The 20,070-nt window shown below is 35.3% G+C and carries 17 protein-coding genes and 1 pseudogene; 2 read left to right on the top strand and 16 right to left on the bottom strand.

Going from position 1 to position 20,070, the window contains the following annotated elements:
• Positions 1–23 precede the first annotated feature (23 nt).
• The gene (locus tag NLW78_RS05845; RefSeq protein ID WP_254496033.1) at positions 24–1,151 is read right to left on the bottom strand and encodes an SDR family oxidoreductase; all 1,128 of its coding nucleotides are present in this window, start codon (positions 1,149–1,151) and stop codon (positions 24–26) included.
• Positions 1,152–1,511: 360 nt separating this feature from the next.
• On the opposite strand from NLW78_RS05845, the gene NLW78_RS05840 reads away from it, so the two are divergent.
• Positions 1,512–1,979, top strand: a complete 468-nt coding sequence (locus NLW78_RS05840; protein ID WP_367617658.1) for a methyltransferase domain-containing protein — start codon at positions 1,512–1,514, stop codon at positions 1,977–1,979.
• Positions 1,980–2,132: 153 nt separating this feature from the next.
• Here NLW78_RS05840 and NLW78_RS05835 read toward each other — a convergent pair.
• Positions 2,133–3,371: pseudogene (locus NLW78_RS05835) on the bottom strand (IS110 family RNA-guided transposase).
• A 790-nt stretch (positions 3,372–4,161) separates the two neighbouring features.
• Here NLW78_RS05835 and NLW78_RS05830 point away from each other — a divergent pair.
• Positions 4,162–4,383, top strand: coding sequence for a hypothetical protein (locus tag NLW78_RS05830; RefSeq protein ID WP_254496032.1), 222 nt, complete (start codon positions 4,162–4,164; stop codon positions 4,381–4,383).
• Positions 4,384–5,019: 636 nt separating this feature from the next.
• Here the strand turns inward: NLW78_RS05830 and NLW78_RS05825 are convergent.
• The 14 genes from NLW78_RS05825 to NLW78_RS05760 all read right to left on the bottom strand — a co-directional run bounded on the left by NLW78_RS05825 (position 5,020) and on the right by NLW78_RS05760 (position 19,965).
• The gene (locus tag NLW78_RS05825) at positions 5,020–5,271 is read right to left on the bottom strand and encodes a hypothetical protein (RefSeq protein WP_254496031.1); all 252 of its coding nucleotides are present in this window, start codon (positions 5,269–5,271) and stop codon (positions 5,020–5,022) included.
• Between the two features lie 80 nt (positions 5,272–5,351).
• The gene (locus tag NLW78_RS05820) at positions 5,352–5,564 is read right to left on the bottom strand and encodes an SHOCT domain-containing protein (RefSeq protein WP_254496030.1); all 213 of its coding nucleotides are present in this window, start codon (positions 5,562–5,564) and stop codon (positions 5,352–5,354) included.
• A 235-nt stretch (positions 5,565–5,799) separates the two neighbouring features.
• On the bottom strand, positions 5,800–7,176 hold the full coding sequence (locus NLW78_RS05815) for a sensor histidine kinase (protein ID WP_254496029.1): 1,377 nt from the start codon (positions 7,174–7,176) through the stop codon (positions 5,800–5,802).
• Positions 7,169–7,879 carry a response regulator transcription factor gene (locus tag NLW78_RS05810; protein ID WP_254496028.1) on the bottom strand — a complete coding sequence of 237 codons (711 nt, stop codon included), beginning with the start codon at positions 7,877–7,879 and terminating at the stop codon, positions 7,169–7,171. The genes NLW78_RS05815 and NLW78_RS05810 overlap by 8 nt, the downstream gene beginning before the upstream one ends.
• Positions 7,880–7,903: 24 nt before the next feature.
• A complete protein-coding gene (locus NLW78_RS05805; protein ID WP_254496027.1) occupies positions 7,904–9,109 on the bottom strand; it encodes a F510_1955 family glycosylhydrolase in 1,206 nt (401 codons plus the stop codon).
• Between the two features lie 108 nt (positions 9,110–9,217).
• A complete protein-coding gene (locus tag NLW78_RS05800; RefSeq protein WP_254496026.1) occupies positions 9,218–9,946 on the bottom strand; it encodes an urease accessory protein UreH domain-containing protein in 729 nt (242 codons plus the stop codon).
• A gap of 673 nt (positions 9,947–10,619) precedes the next feature.
• Positions 10,620–10,997, bottom strand: coding sequence for an SET domain-containing protein (locus NLW78_RS05795; protein ID WP_254496025.1), 378 nt, complete (start codon positions 10,995–10,997; stop codon positions 10,620–10,622).
• Positions 10,998–11,532: 535 nt separating this feature from the next.
• On the bottom strand, positions 11,533–12,732 hold the full coding sequence (locus NLW78_RS05790; RefSeq protein WP_254496024.1) for an SMP-30/gluconolactonase/LRE family protein: 1,200 nt from the start codon (positions 12,730–12,732) through the stop codon (positions 11,533–11,535).
• Positions 12,733–12,934: 202 nt separating this feature from the next.
• The gene (locus tag NLW78_RS05785; protein ID WP_254496023.1) at positions 12,935–13,804 is read right to left on the bottom strand and encodes a MurR/RpiR family transcriptional regulator; all 870 of its coding nucleotides are present in this window, start codon (positions 13,802–13,804) and stop codon (positions 12,935–12,937) included.
• A 141-nt stretch (positions 13,805–13,945) separates the two neighbouring features.
• On the bottom strand, positions 13,946–15,259 hold the full coding sequence (locus NLW78_RS05780; protein WP_254496022.1) for a TRAP transporter large permease: 1,314 nt from the start codon (positions 15,257–15,259) through the stop codon (positions 13,946–13,948).
• Positions 15,260–15,279: 20 nt separating this feature from the next.
• Entirely contained in the window at positions 15,280–15,759 is a 480-nt protein-coding gene (locus tag NLW78_RS05775) for a TRAP transporter small permease (protein WP_254496021.1), read from the bottom strand.
• A gap of 152 nt (positions 15,760–15,911) precedes the next feature.
• Positions 15,912–16,958 (bottom strand): TRAP transporter substrate-binding protein DctP, encoded by a 1,047-nt coding sequence (gene dctP / locus NLW78_RS05770; protein ID WP_254496020.1) that lies wholly within the window; start codon positions 16,956–16,958, stop codon positions 15,912–15,914.
• Positions 16,959–17,559: 601 nt separating this feature from the next.
• Complete coding sequence (locus NLW78_RS05765) at positions 17,560–19,002, bottom strand: aldehyde dehydrogenase family protein (protein WP_254496019.1); 1,443 nt, start codon at positions 19,000–19,002, stop codon at positions 17,560–17,562.
• A 78-nt stretch (positions 19,003–19,080) separates the two neighbouring features.
• Positions 19,081–19,965: a dihydrodipicolinate synthase family protein gene (locus NLW78_RS05760; RefSeq protein ID WP_254496018.1), complete on the bottom strand. Its 885-nt coding sequence runs from the start codon at positions 19,963–19,965 to the stop codon at positions 19,081–19,083.
• Positions 19,966–20,070 lie beyond the last annotated feature (105 nt).

The following is a 20,070-nucleotide window of genomic DNA, read 5'->3' as shown; positions in this document are numbered from 1 at the left end:
CTCCTTTGTGTTATCGTAATGATTCATGATCTTCGCTTAGTTGCTGCTAATGCTAACGCCCCTAATCCAATAACTGCCAGGGTAGAAAGGATCGGATGTTTACTAGCTTTCACATAAAGACTCTCTGAACGAATCCAGCCGGTATTCGTTCCCCGTTCATGTAATCCGTAACCAGCTTGGTATAAGGCACTATTTCTATTCAAAGCTGGTCTGTTTGCGTACTGAGTAGGTGGCATCAAAAATTCAATGAGTCGATCAGTGAGTCGTGGAAGAAGTGTGCCCATCAGTTCTAGAAGTTTAGCTTGCGAGCCTACGTACATATCTCTTTTTGGGTGTTCCGCAGCGAATAGAATGGCTTCTGCAACAGCTTCTGGTGGATAAATCATCCCTTTATGTACCGGGTGCTCGTTTAAATAACTGGTGGCATGCTCATTATACGGTGTATCGATTCTTCCAGGATGGATCAACGTAACGGAGACAGGGACATTTTCTTTTTCTAATTCCATTCTTAGACTTTCTGTCCATCCATGCACAGCAAATTTGGAAGGGGCATAGGTGGATTGAATGATTGTTCCTCGATCGCCGAAAAGACTACCAACATTGATTAAAGCACCTTTGACTCCTCTTTCTTTAAAGTGCTTTACAGCAACTCTGCTCCCATAAACGACACCCCAATAGTTGGTATCATGCATTCGCTTCATGTCTTCAATACTTACATCCATCGCATAGCCATAGATCGTAACACCAGCATTATTTACCCATGTATCAAAGTGTCCAAATTGCTCTATTGCCTTTTGAGCAATGTTTTCGACATCCTCTTCACATCCAACATCCGCTTGTACATAGGTTGCTGGATACCCTTTTTCTATCAGTTCTTCTGTGATTTGTTTTAGTGCCTCTTCATTTCTAGCAGCCAATACGACCTTAGCGCCTTTAGAAGCTGCCATTCTTGCAGTAACCAGCCCAACGCCACTAGATGCCCCCGTAATAACAATAACTTGGTCTTTTAATTGCTTTAAGGGCGAGTTACTTCTTTTCTTAATTGTTGTTGCTTGATAAGTCCAGTGCTTATTCTTTAGTTCTGCCATTCCTTTTAAACCAATCACCTTATCATAATAATCATTAGTTGCATCTATCTTCTCAATTACCAAGGATTTACCCCCTTTTTTCATAAATCTAACATCAGTATTTGTAAACAATTAAGAATAATACATGGTTCACACACCAAATTTTAGTTAAATTCCATCGGTTTTATTTATATAAAGTAGGGGAAGTTATGGATGTTCTAAATTGTCGTGAAAATGAAATGACATGTAAAGAAAAAGGAAGTTGATTAAATTGGATCTTTCTCCAACAATATACCATCGATTAATTCGACCTAAATGGATTAATCGGATGTATGTGCATAACAGAATTCAAAAGCACCTGGACTTACACGATAAAAATGTACTAGATTTTGGAGCAGGAACAGGTGTGAACTGTACACTTTGTAAACCCGAAAATATGTAGGAATTGATCCGGATGAGAAAAGGATACATTTCGCAAAAAAAAATTTTCCTGAATACGATTTTAATTTATTCGAAAACGATGAAATAAACGTTAAAAATAATTCAATTGATGTAATTTTGATTATTGCTGTATTACATCATATTCCTCCTAATAAAATTAGAAGTTATGTAAAACAGTTTCAACAAAAATTAAAACTGGGTGGACAAATAATAGCAATTGAGCCTTGCTTCTTTGAGAAAAGTAAAATTATCAACTGGTACATGGATAAATTTGATAATGGATTCTTTATCCAAAACGAGGAAGGGTATCATGACTACTTTAACAGAGAAGGATTCCAATGCGAAACAATTCAAACGTTCCGAAAATTATTTCTCTATAATGAACTTTTCTTTACCGCTTATTATCCAAATCGTTCACTCTTAAGTGATAATCAAACTAGGTTAGATAGTGATGTACTCGGAAATTATTAACGGAAGCCCATTGGTTACAGCGATTCTCATTACTGGACATCTTCTAGGATTGGGGTTTGTTATTTTTAACCAAACGAAAGAAATTAATTCTACTTGGGACCTTCCTCTTTGATGTAATTGGAAGGTTTTGTTGTATTTAGTTAGATATAGATTTTAGGCTATATCTTGGAAAGTAGTCCTGCTTTTTAGTAGGGCGTAAATCCAATGTAAGAGCTTATTTACACATGCAATAACAGCTACTCTAAAGGGTTTACCTTCTTCACGCTTTTTATCGTAAAACTCTCTTAATCTTTTATTGCGTGCCATGATTTCATCTGTTGTTTTCTTTTTGCGGGAATCTCGAATACCACTTTGAACAGCCATATATAAGGCATGACGAAACCTATTTGATCCTCGTTTAGTGATACGATTAACCGATGCTGTAAACTTACCAGATGAGTATACACTTGGATCTACTCCAGCGAATGCAACAAGTTTTTTGGCATCATTGAACCGATCTATCTCTCCAACTTCAGAAATAATCGTGGCGGCGATTTTTTTTCTCCAATACCAGGGATAGACTGGAGTATATGATATTCTTCAATGTCATTAGCGAGGGCATCTATTTCATCTGCAATCCTAGATAGATGCTCTTGATATTGAAGAACAATCGTTACCAACACCTTAAAGATATGACTCTCGTATAAGTTTTTCTTAAATGGATTACGTACGGTGGGCTGCTTCTCTTAGTTTCTGTGCTTTTTCCTTTGCCCATAGGTCGGAACGACTCTTACATAATGAAGCTATCTTTTCTGTTAGTTCTCTTTCACTCACACTTAATACAGCTTCAGATGTTGGGAATTCAAGTAAAGTAATCAACGAAACCTTAGAATATAAACTACCAAATACACCTCTATATTCTGGGAATACCTGATCCACCAAAGAGTGCAGCTGCAACTTAGTTTTTGCGAATATTTCTGCAATACTCTCCTGTTGTCTAGTAAGATTGCGAAGGTTTAATAGCTGAATACCTCGCTTTTTATAAGGTTCTAATTCTTCTTTATAAAACAACTCACAAAGGTGATAGGCATCCACCGCATCTGTTTTCACCTTGCGCAAACTTGAACTTTTAGCACGATGTGAAATTAGAGGATTAACAATTATATAAACATACTTTTGTTCCTCCAAAAACTGAACAACAGGATTATGATAGTGACCAGTGGACTCCAGAACTACCGAAGGTAGATTGCCATTAGCTGCCTTTTCAACTTCTTGAAGGAATACTAGTAAGTTTCCTAATCCTTCAACATCATGATTAATACTAAAGCTTTTACGATATGGTTTACCTTTATCTAAAAAAGCTTGGACCTGACTTTCCCCTTTTGAAACATCCAGACCAACGACTGGATTCATAGAATATCTCCTCCTAGAATAATAAATTAGTCGGTATCCCCTAAAGGCTTCTTGTAATATCATAGGTTCGCTTGTTAAACGGGATCTACTGTCCCAACCAGCCTGAAACATGTTTATACAAGTAGGGGGTGAACAGTTTAGCTAACGGGATCGAGTCCCACAGGGCGACGTTCTACCCGACCACCGTTATAATAAGACCATATAAAAAAAGGTCAACCAGAAAATAAAGGATACTCTTTAAATATCTGGCTAACCTTATATTACGAACGGGGGCGTTAGTTTAACAAGCCAATATCACAAAACGGAACTTCCAAATTTATGGAAGTTCCGTTTTTATAACTAATATCTACATTAAACTTTAACAGAGCCTTTAAGAAAAAAACAGTGTCATAAGGACGATCACTTAATAAAGGTGATCGTCTTCGTAATTTTTCGTCAGTATCGTTGTACTGTCCAACAATCAAAGTTTAATTTATAAACTTTTTTTGAATAATACCGACTGCTTAAAATTGAATTCTTCATTTTCCTTCTTGTGATATGGTTCCTCGTGCCTAACGTAGTCGATTACTTCCTTTAAAGTGGATTCCTCATCTGTTGTTTTGACCCACAATTTACAAAAGCTTACTTTCTGGGTTATCCGCAAAGCGGTAAAGCCTAAAACTTAAGCACCCTCCCTATCTCCTTTATTGGTAACTGTCCATTACTATGTTAAATCAGTTTTCACATTAAATGACTAAAACGTGTGGTATGATATTATGGATAAACCAATTTTATTTATGGAGGGTTTGAAGTGGGAATTTTTGATAAGAAGAAAAAATATGTTGTTGAAATGAGAGGCAAATTTGACGATTCATTATTGGAAGAAGTCGAAGAGTTTGATTCATATGAAGACGCTAGGTGGGCAGCAGAAGAGGCAGCATTAAATTTTGCTGAGGGTGCTAATGTTTTAGAAATGAGTGGTAGAGATTACACAGACCCTAATGAAGTTTATTTTAAGGTAAGTAAAAGATAAAAGAAATTTAAAAGAAATTATCAAAAACTAATATAGTATAAGATAAAATACATAGATTCATGGACTACCAATTTTGGTGGTCTTTTGTGTGAACCTAATTTGTCTCTTATTTTTCAATTTATGTTGCCACTTTTTTTAAAAACTGATAAACCCATTATACTTAGAGATTTTTAGCATTGAAATTATTTACTACGCAGTATAAGTCTACTACGTATTAAAGAATGACGACTTTCTTATTCCACATTACTGCTCCGTTAGTATAAGTTCACAACCTTTATTAAAACCCGTTTCTTATTAAAGGTGCAGTATTACTTTATAGAAATATTTCTTAAATGCGGTATTAAATTCCCTTAAAAATAGACATAATAAATAAAGTTATGTTCCCTTCAGATGCTGAACATAACTCCCAAGGCCACACCTAATAATTCCCTATCCCGTCCCGATAATTATAGGAAGGAAACAATAAGTCTAGTAATCGCACATTCTAATATATATTATGTTAACTAGAATGAATTAAAGTTATAAAGACGCAACCATCAGTAACGGTTGCGTCCTCTTTTGTTATTGTTTGTTTTGTTGTGTACGTATACTGTGTTCTGTGACAAATACCAAATTGAATTAGTTTACTTCGTTTTATCACCTTTCAGAGGTGTCCATAAATTTATTACAGGCATCCAGCATTTTTTGTCCTTCTGGTGAATTCATTGCTTCCATCATGTTCGACATATTGCCATTCTCCATCATGTTCATCATTCCGTTGCCGTTACTACTATTCATCATATTATCCATTCCACTATTCGAATCTTCATGTGCAAATGCTGTGGTCCCTACTACTAATAGAGCGGCAGTAGCAAATGACAACGCAAACGGGAATTTTTTGATTTTCATTACAAATTCTCCTTTCTCTTATTTACTAGGACACTTTCAGTATAGACAACAAAATTGTTGAATTTGTGAGGATTTAAAAATTACTTTTCTAATTTAGACTTTTTTTCCGCAAATTCCTGTTCATCAATTTCACCACGCGCAAACCTCTCCCTTAAAATCTTTATAGATGAATCTTCCTGTTTCCTTTCAAAGGCCTTTAAAATCAATAATACAATTCCATATATGAAAAACCCAAGTATAAGCATACATATAATCATATTCAGCATCATACCCCCACTCATCATTGACATCATTGCATTTTACCTCCTTTCTATTTGTTTTTTCTATTCTTTAAAAATACGAAGTACAGGATAACTAGTAGTAGGATTGGCAGGCCCATCCATAAGCATAGGTGCAGGAACGTTTTAAAATAGGTCCCAATTGACTCCGCCTCCCACATAGTTGTAGCCGAAACAGTGAGACAACCTAAACCCATTGTTATTAGTATTATTACGATTAACCATTCTATCTTTTTCATTCCTGCACCCCTTACTCAACTATTGGAAAACGTAACTGAAACCTTGTTCCTTTCCCTATCTGACTTTCTACAGTTATAGTCCCGTTCTGTATTTCAACTAAATTCTTTACAATCGATAACCCTAGCCCGGTTCCTCCCCGTTCTCTTGACCTTGATTTTTCAACACGGTGAAAACGTTCAAAAATAAATGGGAGATCATCTTTAGGGATCCCAACCCCTGTATCCTCAATCGCAACATGTATATTATTTTTTTCACACCATACACCAACACGGATAGTACCTCTTTCGGTATATCGAATCGAATTCCCTAATAAGTTGGCGATAATTTGTTCAAGTCGGATTGAATCCCCTTCTACACATGGTATATCCTTATTTATTTTGGTTTCTATTGATAACCCTTTTAGTTCCATTTCTGTTCTCACTTTAAATACAGCTGTTTCCGCTATCTCCCCAAGATTTACTTTCTCTAATGTGAGGTCCATTTTTCCTTCTTCCAGTTTTGACAAGGTAAACAAATCATTAATTAATCGGACCAATCGCTCAGTTTCTTCCTCAATTATATTTAAGTATAGAATCTTCTCTTCCTCAGATTGATATAATCCTTGTTTTAATACTTTTGCATAACCTTGTAAATAAGAAATGGGTGTACGCAACTCGTGAGATATATTGGCAAAGAACTCCCTTCGGTTGGATCGATATCGATTTGTTTCCACAGCAAGATTGTTTATTGCTTTGCCAAGTGAACCTAGTTCATCATCAGATGGAACTCTTACTTGTACATCTAAATTCCCTTTCGACATTTCACGGGTCGCTTTCTCCATCTCCAATAATGGATCAGCCATTTTTTTTGAAATGACAACAGTGAATCCGAGTGCTAAAAACATTGCTCCAACGGCGGACAAGATGAGTAAATCTCGTATCTTTCTAACAGGCTCTTCTATATCATTTACAGAAGCTAACACAAACAGAGCCCCTTCATACTGATCTGATTTCATGACTGGGTAACCAGAGGCAAGATAGCTATTTTCTTTGCCATAATCATGGAACCTCTTTTGAACCGGAAGCCCCTCCGATAATATACCTAGATCTTCCTCGGATATATTTACAACCTGCGTACCTGAATTTGCAATAATCTCACCGGTTTCATCAAGAATAACAATTTCTTTGTTTGTTAATTCCGCTAAACTCATGTACATGCGAATAATGGATTCATCTGCAATGGAAGATGTGTTACGAACATACTTTTCGGAAAGATCCCCGATATCTTTTTGAACTTGGTTATAATAAAAATTAGTAAAAATTTGGTTCGCAACGTATCCTAGCGGTAGTAACAATACGAAAAAAAGAGCCATAATCGTTCCACCAAGTTTAATGACAATTTTATTCATTGGATGCTTGATCCTCTGGCCTAAACAATTTATATCCTACTCCCCAAACGGTTTTTATCGGATTAAATGATAGCCCTGCCTTTCGAAGCTTCTCACGTATATTTTTTATATGTGTATCAACAGCTCTTGTATCGCGGAATTCATTGGAAACCCATACACTATCTAATAAAATTTCTCTTGTAAAAACTCTGTTAGGATTAGCGGCAAAGAGGTAGAGAATATCAAACTCTTTTGGAGTTAAATCAATTTGATGTTCGTTTAGTTTTACTTCTCTACTTTCACTATTTATAGCGAGGTCACCTACAAATAAAAGGAAGATGCCTTCTCCCTCTATTTTTCGTTTATGACGACGAAGAAGGGCATTCACCCGAGCAACTAACTCCTCAGGTGCAAATGGCTTTGTTAAGTAATCATCAGCTCCGATTTCTAAGCCAAATACCTTATCCTTTATGTCGTTTCTCGCCGTAAGCATTAAAATAGGCATGTCCCTTGTTTTACGAATTGTTGAGCATACCTCCCAACCATCTATATCCGGTAGCATAATATCTAACACAATTACATCATAATGCGATTGTTCAACCATCCGAACAGCATCAACGCCATTACTCGCCTCGTCAACCTCAAACGATTCATTGATTAAATAAATTTTTATAAGATTACGCATATTCCATTCATCATCAACCACTAAAATTTTCGGTTTCATATACAACCCTCTTTTTGATTGTATTTATTGTAGTGCTACTCCTTCATCAACACTTTGTTTCCAAGTTTCACCATTATCCATTGAAACGTAAATATTTTTATTCCTCGTAGCGAACACAAACTCCTCGCTATTACTAGGGTTTTGTTGAACATAAGTAATAACATCACCTGATAAATCAGGGATATTTAGTTTATTTCCTTTATTAGTTGAAACATTGAGACGAATAAGCTGTCCTTTTTCCGTACCAACTAATATATGATTCTGAAAATCAAACGAAACTGCTGTTACTGCATCCGATATCGTTAACTTTTCAAAATGATTCCCATAATTCCGTGATAAGTATAATCCTTGATTTGTACCGATTGCCACGATTCCAGATTCAGTGGGATGTGCTGCTAGAGCTGTTGCTTGTCCTTCCATTCCTTGTAATGAGGCCTGATTCCAAGTCTCTGTCTGATCTGTTGAATAATAAAATCCGGGTTGGTCCATCCGTGAATTTTTGGATGGATTAAAGACATAGATATCCTCTGTTTCATATCCAACCGTCATTCCGTGAAAATCGACTTCTCTATATAAATCAAGAGTTTCAATATTTTTACCCATATCTGTACTTCTTATAATCCCTAATGGATTGGCGAGCTTTGATCGTGCTGCAGGGTGACCACTACTGTAAAAACCATCCTTAAACATAGAGAAACCCATGTAATCATGTCTTTCACCTACTGAATGAATTTTCCACTGACCATTTTTATAAACTCTTAAACCATCATGGGCCGGAACGTAAACCTCTTCTCCATCATTGGAATAACCAAGCCCATGAATATGTGTAAATGTAATATTCTCTTCTGTGTCAACACTACCGTCATTTGGTGTTATGCCGTCTAATTCATTGGCTATATATCCAGGTTTATTTAAAACATTTGTCAAAATTAGAAACAGCAGTGTTATAAAAGTAGAACCGTACATCATCCATTTATAAGTGTTTGCCCTTTTCATCCATAATTTATGTTTTTCACGATTCGCTTTATGTTTCAGACTAACTTTTTTTGCTTTTTGTTTCGTAAACAAGAATAAGACTAGAAAAATCACGAGCATTAATAGTGAAACAATTAATCCGTAACCCCAATAGTTGTTTGCTACCTCTTGTGCATGTTCTTCCTCTGTACCATGTGCTTGTACTTTAAACGGGATAAAAAATAGGATCAAACTTAAAAATAATGATTTCTTCATAATTACATGATTCACTCCCAGGTATATTAGTTTCTATGTTTTATTCATTTTCACCATAATCTAATCTTATAAGTCAGTCCATCCGCCTTGTTATTTAACTAATGTGTTTTACCAATAAGTCATCGTATCAAGGATCCCTAGAATAATTAATATCCAACCAGCTAATTTATGGACGATTTCCCCAAACTTTTTACTTTGCTTCATAAACTTTCCACCCAAATCAAAATACCAAATAAGGAAAATCGCAGATAGAAAGGGGATGGATGTCCCTAAGCCAAAGATCAGTGGTAGAACAGCCCCATAAGAAGTAGAAAGAACAATCGGCATTAACATCATAAAAAATAAAATAAACATAGTCGGACAAAACGCCAATGTAAAACTAACCCCTAATATAAAACTTCCTACTTTACTACCTGATAGGTATCGCTCTGGAATTTTCCAAATGTTAAAAGTCCAACGCATACGAATAAATCCTACCATAAAGATACCTATTAAAACGATTATTGGTCCTATTGCTTTTCGCATGATTGGTATAATTTGTGTAAAGCTTGCGTGGAATTCCCTGCCAATTAACCATACAAACAAACCCAATATGGAAAAAACGACAACTTTTCCAAGTACAAATAGCCAAATATTAGTCCATGGTATGTCTTTTTGTAATGATCGATTTCCATACAATGTCATTGCGCCAATATTACTAGTGAATTGGCAGGGAGCTACAGCACCTACAATCCCTAGGAAAAGGGCGGCAAGTAGTGGGATTCCCTCCCATTGGTTAGCTAAGTTTATAAAAGGATTGCTTATTAGATTACTAATATCACTAAAGAACTGATACATCGTCTTCCTCCAACTAGAGTATTATGACAACTTCGATCAATTTTATTGTATTTCATAATTGTGTAGAATGTATGTGTTTTTTAAAAACGGTTGTTAACCTTGTATCTCCTATTGTCATAATTCATTGCTAAGTTACATCCTAAATAGTTCGTTTACAATTCCAGAGTAATAGACATAATAAAAAAAGTTATGTTCTCTGATATTAAGGAACATAACTCCCAAGACAAAATATAAGTTATATGGACGTAACAGTTACCCCTGGTTGTTTAGAATGACCTCTATTGAACTGCTGTATCAACATTCTATTTAAATGTTAAAAGCTGCGCTTACCTGAAAATGTTTTTGATAGATTCTAGTTAAATTTCATATGATTTATAGCTCAAATTATATAAATCAGAAATCATAGATGGTGAAACAGGATATTTCTGTAAATCATGCAGATATACATAGATGGAAAAGAAAGTTGATTTTTATCTTATAACTTTCATCTAGTTCATTTGACATTCATTTTTATGTAGATACAATTTCCCCTTAATCCCCATATTATTGCGCAACAAATAAAGCTAACCTCTTCTTGAAGGTTAGCCCGTTACTATAGGTATATTATGAATGTGTCCTACATAGGAGAAATAATAAGTGTAAAAAACGCATCTAAGAAATTTATACAAACAAATTAATCCTGATTAAACCACAGTGGATCTTTGTCATCAACATTACCGTTATAATTGATGAGTACTTCATCACCCGTTTTTATATCTGTGTAAGCATAGAAATTAAATGTGTGATCATTAAAATCAATCTCATATCTTGCATTAGGTTCATAAGAATGGTTAAATAACATTCCATAACCGAGAAGTATTGCAGAGTGATTTTCTCCATATTCAAAAGCGTAATCAGCGAGCATGGTTTTCTCGATGTATTGATGCTCGTCGTTGGGGTAAGGAATAACAGGTGCTTTATGTAAAAGCTCTCCTTTTTTGATATCACATGTAGCAAATACCCCTCTATTTAATTCTCCATCACTAAGTGAAGATGTTTTTACTTCAATCATGTTGTTTCACCTACTTACTTTTAAATTCGTTTTATTAACTGAAAGTTTAATTTTAACATCGATTCCTAAGAACTCCAACAAGCATCGTTAATAATCTTGTTTAATTAATGCCCTCGATAATGATAATTTTCAATTTTCCCACTAAATATACAATGGTTAGTAGTAGATCAGTAAATATAATTAAGTCATCAAAACCTTCTGTGTCTGAATGACCATCAACCACATTAAGTCGACCGAATACTATAAGACTTAACCCCAATAAATTTCAATCATCAATGGATTTTTTATTTTAGCTTTTTAAAATTAGTTGATTGATATTTGCCGTGTTAGTTATGTCTTCCAGTTTAAATATCACCTTATTCACATCTCAAGAGTCTTCATCATAATTTTTAATTACTGTTACTTTTACTTTTTGTCCTACCGTTACAATAACTTCAACAAAAAAAGCATTAACCCTTCTAGTATTATTTCATCCTTCAGTATAGTAACCAGCTCGTTACCGTCAGAAAAGAATACCTGTACCTAGTTTTAAACATTACTGCACAGGTATCTCAGAATTTAAATATTTGGACAATTTTGGTTCATATTCCAGATATTTTTGTTGATGTAAATTGATCCAACCAATTGTGGTCGTATTATTTAAATGGTGGAAGAACAACTTATCGTCTGATTCAGTTGCACCTGTTATATGTGTATATGTGCTATTTGGATCTTGTAAATCAGCTACAATATCACCTGACTCATTAATCGATATAACATGAGTATATCCATTGCCTTTAGGCAAGAGAAAGTTTGGTAGGCGCATTGCTATAGAACGAAGCCAAGGTTTGTTTGCACTATAGTCCAAAAAGTCGTTTCGAGGATAAACTAATCCGATCCAATATCTTCCAACATTCCCTTTCATTATGTTATCAGGTAGTCCTGGTAGATTATCAATTATGATTTGTGCAGATTTGTTCGGCTCCAATGCACTAATGTTTTCTGCAGTTACGTCCAATTTCCAAACCCGATATTTTCCTGTTTCGTTTATTAATAAGTACTGTTCATCTTCAGTTAAAGCAATTCCATTTGCAAAGCTTAAGTTATTCATTAATATTCGTGTCTGTTGTGTTTTAGGATTGTATTCCAATACCCTGCCCGTACTGCTATTTGCTAATATGTCAAGTTCACCAGCTTTACCAACATCACCAATTTCTTTTGCCTTTATTAATGAGGCATCTGTAAAATAAATCATACCGCTTTTGGAGACTACTACAGCGTCAGCAAAATGAATGGGATACCCTTCAGCAGAATCTGTTAGGAGCTTAATCTCTCCTCCTCCATCGACATCCGTCACTTTGAGCAATCCACCGTGATCTCCATATAAAGGATCGGCAATGAGAAGTGCTCCTTTCGAATCGAAATCAAATCCAAGTGGACGTCCCCCTGTATTTACTACGACTTCACTTTCTGTACCATCAGGGCGAACTCGAATAATTATTCCACCCTTCATCGCGGCATATAACCAATTATCTCGATACACAATATGTTCTGGTTTGTTGTAATTGTTTAGTTCAATAAATTTCATATCTGCCAGTATATAATTTACGTTGTGCGGACTTGTATATCCGTTTGACTGTGGAGCATCCCAGTAAACAGGCTCAATGGGTACGGGCCATAACGTTAAATAAAGTGTTAGTAATAACGTTAACGTACTTATTCCTATAAACAAACTACCTTTCTTCCTTAAACTCATAATCTCTTCCCTTCTTTAACTGGGATCACGTATTATTCATAATAATACTTTTGAGTTGTTGACTCAGTTCTACTTCCCAATATTAAAAATTATTCAACTAACAACCATTCTTATGTAGTATCATAATTTGATTAGAGCGATCTTATCTATTGTATGAATAAAAACAAGGTAAACCAAACAGCGCTGTTTAGTTTACCTTGTTTTAATAAGAGTATATTACATTCTTATCTATGAGTGTTTTTTCAAGCCTTTTCAATTTTTTAATCGAATCTTTTGAGGACTGCTTACCTACCTCAATTACTATTGCTTCAATTAATGCAATAATCGGAATAACAGAAAACTGTTCCTTACTGACTTCAACTCTTAAAGTTACAGAGGCATATGAAATAACTGGACATGAAATATGGTCTGTTATCAATATAATTTTATTTCCTAGTTCATGGGTAAGCTTAACCGCTTCTATCACTCGATTTGTGTAAGGCTCAAACGCAAAGACGACTAAAACTTCATTTACTTCAAATTGCAAAATCCTATCATACATTGTTTCAGTATCATGGCTTAATTGTCTAATCTTTGAAAAGAATTCACCTAGCAGCTGTTCCATATATAATGCGGTTGCTTTATACGGTCGAGTACCTAGAATGTTAATAAAACTTGAATTGATAATAAGATCGATTGTTTTCCCAAAGTTTTCTACTAACTCTGTATCTAATGATTTGTTAAGTAACTCAACTGATTCATCCCAAGTTTGCAATAAACCTGAATTTTGAACTTCTTGCTTTTCAATTTCTGTTAAAGACTTCTTTAAAGTCCATTTTGAGACAAAAGGAATCGATTCATCGTGGATATCTTTTCGAAAATCATTAAAGTGCTCATAACCTAAACTATTTAAAGTACGCATCACAGTTGATATGCCAACATTGGCATTACTTGCAAGCTCCTTAACTGTTATCAATCCTATTGACTGATGATGTTTAAGAATATAATCACATAACTGTCTTTGCTTTTTCGGTAATGTATCTTTAATATCTACTATTTTTTTGATTGTTTTGGTTTGATTTAATAGATTCATAAAAAACCGCCTTCAATCTTCAAGAATTGTAAAAAATATTTGATGATTATTTAGTAGCCTTCTATAGGGTTTATTAGTACATTTTCCCCTTTCTTAATCATAACATAGACCTTTGCTAGCTAACATAGATGATTACGAATATTAATTCCCTAATAATAATCGTGGTAAAAATAACGAGATTTCAGGTATATACGTTGTTAAAAGTAGTGTTGGTATCCATGCAAATAGTAAAAGGAGGAACGTTGGTCCAAGCATTTCATTTACTCGTACATCACTCGTTCGGCTCCCTAAATAAAGTAATGGTGCAGTAGGAGGTGTAAGTAAACCTACCCCTATATTGACACCTATAATACCTGCAAAATGAATTGGATCTATCCCTAAATTCACAACCACCGGGAGTAAAATGGGCGTTGAAATTAAAACAGCACTAACATCATCCATAATCATTCCAACTAATATAAGAAATAAATTTATCATCAGCAATAAAACAACTGTGTTATCTGTTATTGATAATAAAAATTGAGTTAATTTACTTGGTACATCTTCCATAACAATTATTCGACTAAGAATCATTATTGAGTAAAGCATGACCATAAGAACCCCTGTTGTCGTTCCAGCTTTAATTAAAGCATAATAAAGACTCTTTTTATCAAGTTCTTTATATACCCAGAGGCCAACAGGAATTGCATAAACAGCAGAAATTGCAGCTGCTTCGGTTGGAGTCATGATCCCTCCATATATACCACCCAAAATTATAATTGGCATTAATAATCCTGGAATAGCTGTAATAATAATTTTTCTTGAATTCTTACTTGTAGGGGGAGTTGGTGTATTACTGCCCACTCTAACAATAGATAATACTTTTTCTTCTTCTTTACTCATATAAAAGTAGTTAATAATACTCATTAATAACATTAGTATAATACCTGGTCCCAACGTAGCCAAAAAACTTGCTAAAACGGATTGGTTACCGACCCAAGCATATAAAATCATTATCGCACTTGGTGGGACTAATAGACCGAGTATAGAAGAACTTGTAATCAATGAAGCCGCAAAGCCTTTTGAATAACCAACTTCTCTTAATCGAGGAAACATAATAGCTCCAACAGTAGTAAGTGCAGCAGCTGCACTGCCAGATATAGCACCAAAGATTGCACAAGCAATAACCGTAACAAAACCTAAACCGCCTTTAACTCTTCCCACAAAAATTTGAGCAAATTCAACTATTCTTTTCCCAATTCCACCATAACTCATAATAGACCCAGCAATAATAAAGAGTGGAACCGCTAATAATACGGTATTATTAAGTTGACTAAATCCATAAGGAACTAAGAAACTTGGATCATATCCTTGTGTAAAAATGAAATATATAACTGTAGTTAAAAAAACGATTGGTACAGGAACCCCTATAACTAACAATCCCACTAATATTACTAGCGCAACTAACAATGACATAATTAACCTCCCAACTCATCTCACTTTTTGAATACTTCTACTACCGATTTAGCCTTTATGTATAAATGAATACTAGAATATAGTGTCATCAGTATGAATCCTAATAACACCGTTCCGTGAGGGACATACATAGGAATACCCCACCCCTGAGTCTTACCTCCATGACTAAAACTCCAACTTAAGTATTCTGCATTCCAGTAAGTGATTATCAAGCATGTGATTAATGTAATTACGGCTATAAACAATTGGATTAAGCGCCTTATAGTATTGTTTTTTACATATATTTCCGTCATATCTGCTGATATATGACTGTCTTCATAACTTCCTTGCGCAGCACCTATAAAATATAGTAAAAATGTTGGAATAATTAACAACTCTTCTATAGCAAATAAATCTAATTTTAGTATATAACGTAATACTACAGATAAAGTTAAACCAAAAATAATCATGACACTTGTTATAAAAATGATTTTCTTTTGAAGATTAATTAATAATTTCAATCCAAAGCCCCCTTATTCCATAGAATAAAAAATTAGAGCGATGTTGCTTTTTGTTACCATTCTTAATGAGCCCCAAATCTTTTGATTATTAATACTAGGAACCAAAAGTTGGGGCTCTATTCAGAACAGTTAAAAAAGATACTAATTATTTATTATTTTAACTCTTTTGTTAAAGAATCGATGATGCCATCTCCTAAAGAATCCTCAAGTTTTGGCCACGTATTCTCACGAACAAATTCAGCAATTTGATCAAGTTCTTCCTCGCTAAACTCAATTACTTCAATTCCTTTTTCCTCTAACAAATTACGATATTTTTCATCATAATTTTTAGCGGTTTCAAAGCTATTATTCATAAGTTCCGTTGCAGCTTCATTTATGACTAACCGGTCTTCCTCACTGAATGATTCATATACTTCTGAGTTAATTAGAAAGGAGTCTGCATTAAAGAAATCGTTAGTTTGATAGAAATAATTTATTACATCACGGAAACCAAAGTAATTAAGAGAAGGTTCGCCACCCGCCCATCCATCTGCTGAACCTGTCTGCAATGCAGTATATAAATCAGCAAAAGGAATGGTAACGGTTCTAAATCCAATATCCTTCATAGGCTGTTGGAAAACGTCCAAAGGAGCAGTTCGTAATAATATATCTTTATCACTTCCTAAATCTAATAGATTATTGATTTCCTTTGAAGTACCTACACCTCCGAAACCATTTGCATGGAATGCTAGTAGTTTAACCCCCAGTTCGTCAGTGATTTCTTGAATTTTATTAAAAACATAAGAATCTGGTCCATAACGTTCTTCTATTCCTTCATAACTAGATACCATATATGGAGTGAATATTAACTCTAAACGTTTATCCTGATTCCCAGGAAGTCCTATTAAAGCCATTTCAATTGTGCCTCTTCCCACTTCTTCAAATACAGTTGTATAATCACCAAGCTGGTTTGCTGGGTAAACTTTTATTTTCACTCTTCCATCAGTTTTTTCATTAACTTTTTCTGCAAAATCATATAATGCCTGGGTACTTGGGTGATCTTCAGGAGATTGACCAGCAAGTTTTATATTAATGGTATCGGAATTATTTTTCCCACTCCCATTAGCGTTATTTCCCGTTTCATCTGCCGTATTACAACCTGCTAAAGTAAACATCATCACAACAATTAATAAAGTACTAAAGATATTTTTTATCCTCATATTTCCTCTCCCTCTAAATTTTTATAATTTTCACACCTTTTTATCCTTTTATCGAATACATCCCTTTTCCCTGTTAATGGGCTTGACACCGTTATTTACATTGTAGAATTATTGTTGAATCGCTTTAATAAAAAAAGGATTATTTTATTTTGTGGCCAAATAGATATTTATTTTACGTTTTCACATGAGTGGATATGTTGTGAGGATCATAGGAGTAGCTTTTTTTTTCTATAAATCTTTTCTAACATTAAATAAAACGAAAAGACGTGATCTTTCTGACCGCTTGGATCTTACCCTTAAATAATCTGGCTTAATCGAGCGATTAGAAGCCTTGAAGATAAATGTAGATTCCAGTTCTTAAAAAGTAATCCATCATGCGTTAAACATGATAAGGAAGGCGCAAGAATCAGTATAGTTCATAATGTATCAATGGTTGAAGTTCTCTATTTGCACTAAGCGGGAAGAGATAGTGTTGCCCCCTCCCGCTTCATGGGTCTTTATGCTACAAAATTGCTCTTAAGGGGTGGTTTTGACAGCACTCCTTCTGCGATATTCATCTATTTGTAAGTATTCTCCAAAAAACTTTCGGTGTTACTGCTAATTAGAAATACTTAATGGCGCAAGTCTTCGTTTCAGTATAGAAATCAAGAGCAGCTTGACCTTGTTCTCTTGTGTGAGAGCTTGATAATTTCATACCACCAAATGGTGCTTGGTATTCCACGCCAGCTGTTTCTTGATTAACCCTAACCATACCTGCTTCGGTTTCATCTAGGAATCTGTGAGCAGAGGATAGATTATTTGTAAATAATGAAGCACTTAGTCCATAGACCGTTTTGTTACATAAACGAATTGCATCATCAAAATCATTAGCCTTAAGGATAGTTGCCATTGGACCGAATATTTCCTCCTGAACAAGTTGGTGATCACTGTCTGCACCTGTCACAACGATAGGTGAAACATAGTAACCTTCGGAATTAATTGATAGCTTAGGCTCAGCAACAATCGTCGTATCTTTATGAGCGATATCAACATAAGATTTTACTTTGTCAAACTGAATCTTAGATGCTACTGGTCCAAGGTAAGTATTTTCTTCTAAAGCAGGACCTACATTTAATTCAGCAACACCCTTTTGAATTTTTTCAATAAACTCATCGTATATGCCACTTTCAACAATAATTCTGCTGGTTGCAGTACATTTTTGACCTGCTGATCGGAAAGCACCACTAAGGACCATCGGAATCGATTTTTCTAAATCGGCGTCATTCATGACAACTGCAGCGTTTTTGCCACCCATTTCTGTTTGATATTTTATGTTCCGTTTGGCGCATGTCTGTGCGACAAGACTACCAGTTACCGAAGAACCTGTGAAACTGACAGCGTTCAAGTTCACCTTTTCTAGTAGTGTTTTTCCAACATCACTACCTTTACCAACAACAAGATTCAGTACACCTGCAGGTAATCCTGATTTTTCAAAAATCTCTACCATTTTCGTTGCTGTAAGTGATGCAATTTCTGCAGGCTTCCAAATCAATGCATTACCACAAATAAGGGCCGGTGCTAATTTCCAAATTGGGATAGCAACTGGGAAGTTCCATGGGGTAATGATACCAACGACACCAATTGGTACTCTTTTAGTATATTGCATTACATTGACATCACTAGCAGGAATAACGTTTCCGTTTGATCGTACCCCTTCACCCGCATAATATCTCAGTAGGTGAATACCACGGTTAACCTCTCCCTTCATTTCACCAATTGGTTTCCCCATTTCAGAGCTAGCTAAAGTTGCTAATTCTTCTAAATTCTCCTTCAAACCATCGGCCATTCTATTTAAATAATTTGCTCTGGCGGCTCCGGTTAATTTTGCCCATTTTTTTTGGGCTTTTCTTGCTGCGTCTTCTGCTTGGAGCACATCAGATTCGTCTGATAGATTGACAGTACCTACTTGCTCCTGTAGATTTGAAGGGTTATTTATTATCGTTTTTCCATTCATAGGGATTGACCATTCGCCACCAATCCAGTTTTTACTGATTACTAAAGCCATTACAAAAACTCCTCCCGGTATTCAGCATTCAAATTTAACCGTAATCCCCGGTCAATCTCTGCTCCAACCACATTGAAACTATACCAAAGAACGTGTTTGCTCGGCCTTTTCATGTGCTGCTTTAATCAAGTTGTATACTTCTTCACTAAGAGGTAATCTCGGTGCCCTAGTTGGTCCGACAGGTTTACCTGCTAATTGAAGCGAATATTTGATCGCCTGGACAAGTTCCGGTTTTGCATCATAACGAAATAATGGCAACATAGGCCGGTATATTTCCAATGCTTCTTTTACTCTTTCTTGAACAGATAATTCGAAAAGCTTCACGCTTTCTCTTGGGAACGAATTTGTAAATCCAGCAATCCAACCAGTCGCACCTGCGATAGCACCTTCCAATGCCAAATCGTCGCAACCGACCAAAACTTCTAAATCTGTTTTTTCCAAAATTTCGTGAACACGACGGACATCCTGTGAGAATTCCTTTACGCCTATCAGGTTATCAAGGTCAGACATCTCTGCTAACAAATCAGGTGTCAAGTCTACTTTATAATCGTAGGGATTATTATAAGCAATAATCGGTAATCCAACACTATTCAATGCCTTATAATGGGCTTTGACTTCTTCTTTAGTTGGGTTATAGACTGTAGGCGGTAAAGCCATCAATCCTGAAGCTCCAACAGATTTAGCAAATCGTGCCCATTCTACCACTTCTTTTGTTGTGGGAGCACCTGTACCTACAATAACAGGGACTCTTCCGTTGGCTGTATTTACAACCGTCTCGATTACCTGTTTTCTTTCCTCTGAAGTCAATGACGCATACTCTCCAACAGAGCCACATGGTGCAATCCCATCAACCTTTTCACTGATCAACCAATCCACGTGTTCTTTCAATGCACTGTAGTCCACCTCGTAAGAATCTGTAAATGGTGTTACTATGGCAACATAAACTCCTTTAAATTGTGCCAAATTTCAACACTCCCTCCAAATTTTTTATATCTATCTTTAGACCAAATTGGTCTTAAAGAACATCATTTATCCTCGTGCCCTTTTCTGAGAGAAATATTTAAGGTT

It is taken from the genome of Salirhabdus salicampi, assembly GCF_024259515.1.
Lineage (GTDB): Bacteria > Bacillota > Bacilli > Bacillales > Alkalibacillaceae > Salirhabdus_A > Salirhabdus_A salicampi.
The sequence above is the reverse complement of the archived record's forward strand: the minus strand, read 5'-3'. Positions and strand labels throughout refer to the sequence as shown.

Bases quoted from the DNA above. Each gene is read 5' to 3' on its own strand.
- NLW78_RS05800 (WP_254496026.1), bottom strand. From the start codon at position 9,946: ATGTATCAGTTCTTTAGTGATATTAGTAATCTAATAAGCAATCCTTTT.
- NLW78_RS05820 (WP_254496030.1), bottom strand. From the start codon at position 5,564: ATGATGTCAATGATGAGTGGGGGTATGATGCTGAATATGATTATATGT.
- NLW78_RS05780 (WP_254496022.1), bottom strand. From the start codon at position 15,259: ATGTCATTGTTAGTTGCGCTAGTAATATTAGTGGGATTGTTAGTTATA.
- NLW78_RS05805 (WP_254496027.1), bottom strand. From the start codon at position 9,109: ATGAAGAAATCATTATTTTTAAGTTTGATCCTATTTTTTATCCCGTTT.
- NLW78_RS05815 (WP_254496029.1), bottom strand. From the start codon at position 7,176: ATGAATAAAATTGTCATTAAACTTGGTGGAACGATTATGGCTCTTTTT.
- NLW78_RS05785 (WP_254496023.1), bottom strand. From the start codon at position 13,804: ATGAATCTATTAAATCAAACCAAAACAATCAAAAAAATAGTAGATATT.
- NLW78_RS05765 (WP_254496019.1), bottom strand. From the start codon at position 19,002: ATGGCTTTAGTAATCAGTAAAAACTGGATTGGTGGCGAATGGTCAATC.
- NLW78_RS05790 (WP_254496024.1), bottom strand. From the start codon at position 12,732: ATGAGTTTAAGGAAGAAAGGTAGTTTGTTTATAGGAATAAGTACGTTA.
- dctP (WP_254496020.1), bottom strand. From the start codon at position 16,958: ATGAGGATAAAAAATATCTTTAGTACTTTATTAATTGTTGTGATGATG.
- NLW78_RS05810 (WP_254496028.1), bottom strand. From the start codon at position 7,879: ATGAAACCGAAAATTTTAGTGGTTGATGATGAATGGAATATGCGTAAT.
- NLW78_RS05825 (WP_254496031.1), bottom strand. From the start codon at position 5,271: ATGAAAATCAAAAAATTCCCGTTTGCGTTGTCATTTGCTACTGCCGCT.
- NLW78_RS05795 (WP_254496025.1), bottom strand. From the start codon at position 10,997: ATGATTGAAGTAAAAACATCTTCACTTAGTGATGGAGAATTAAATAGA.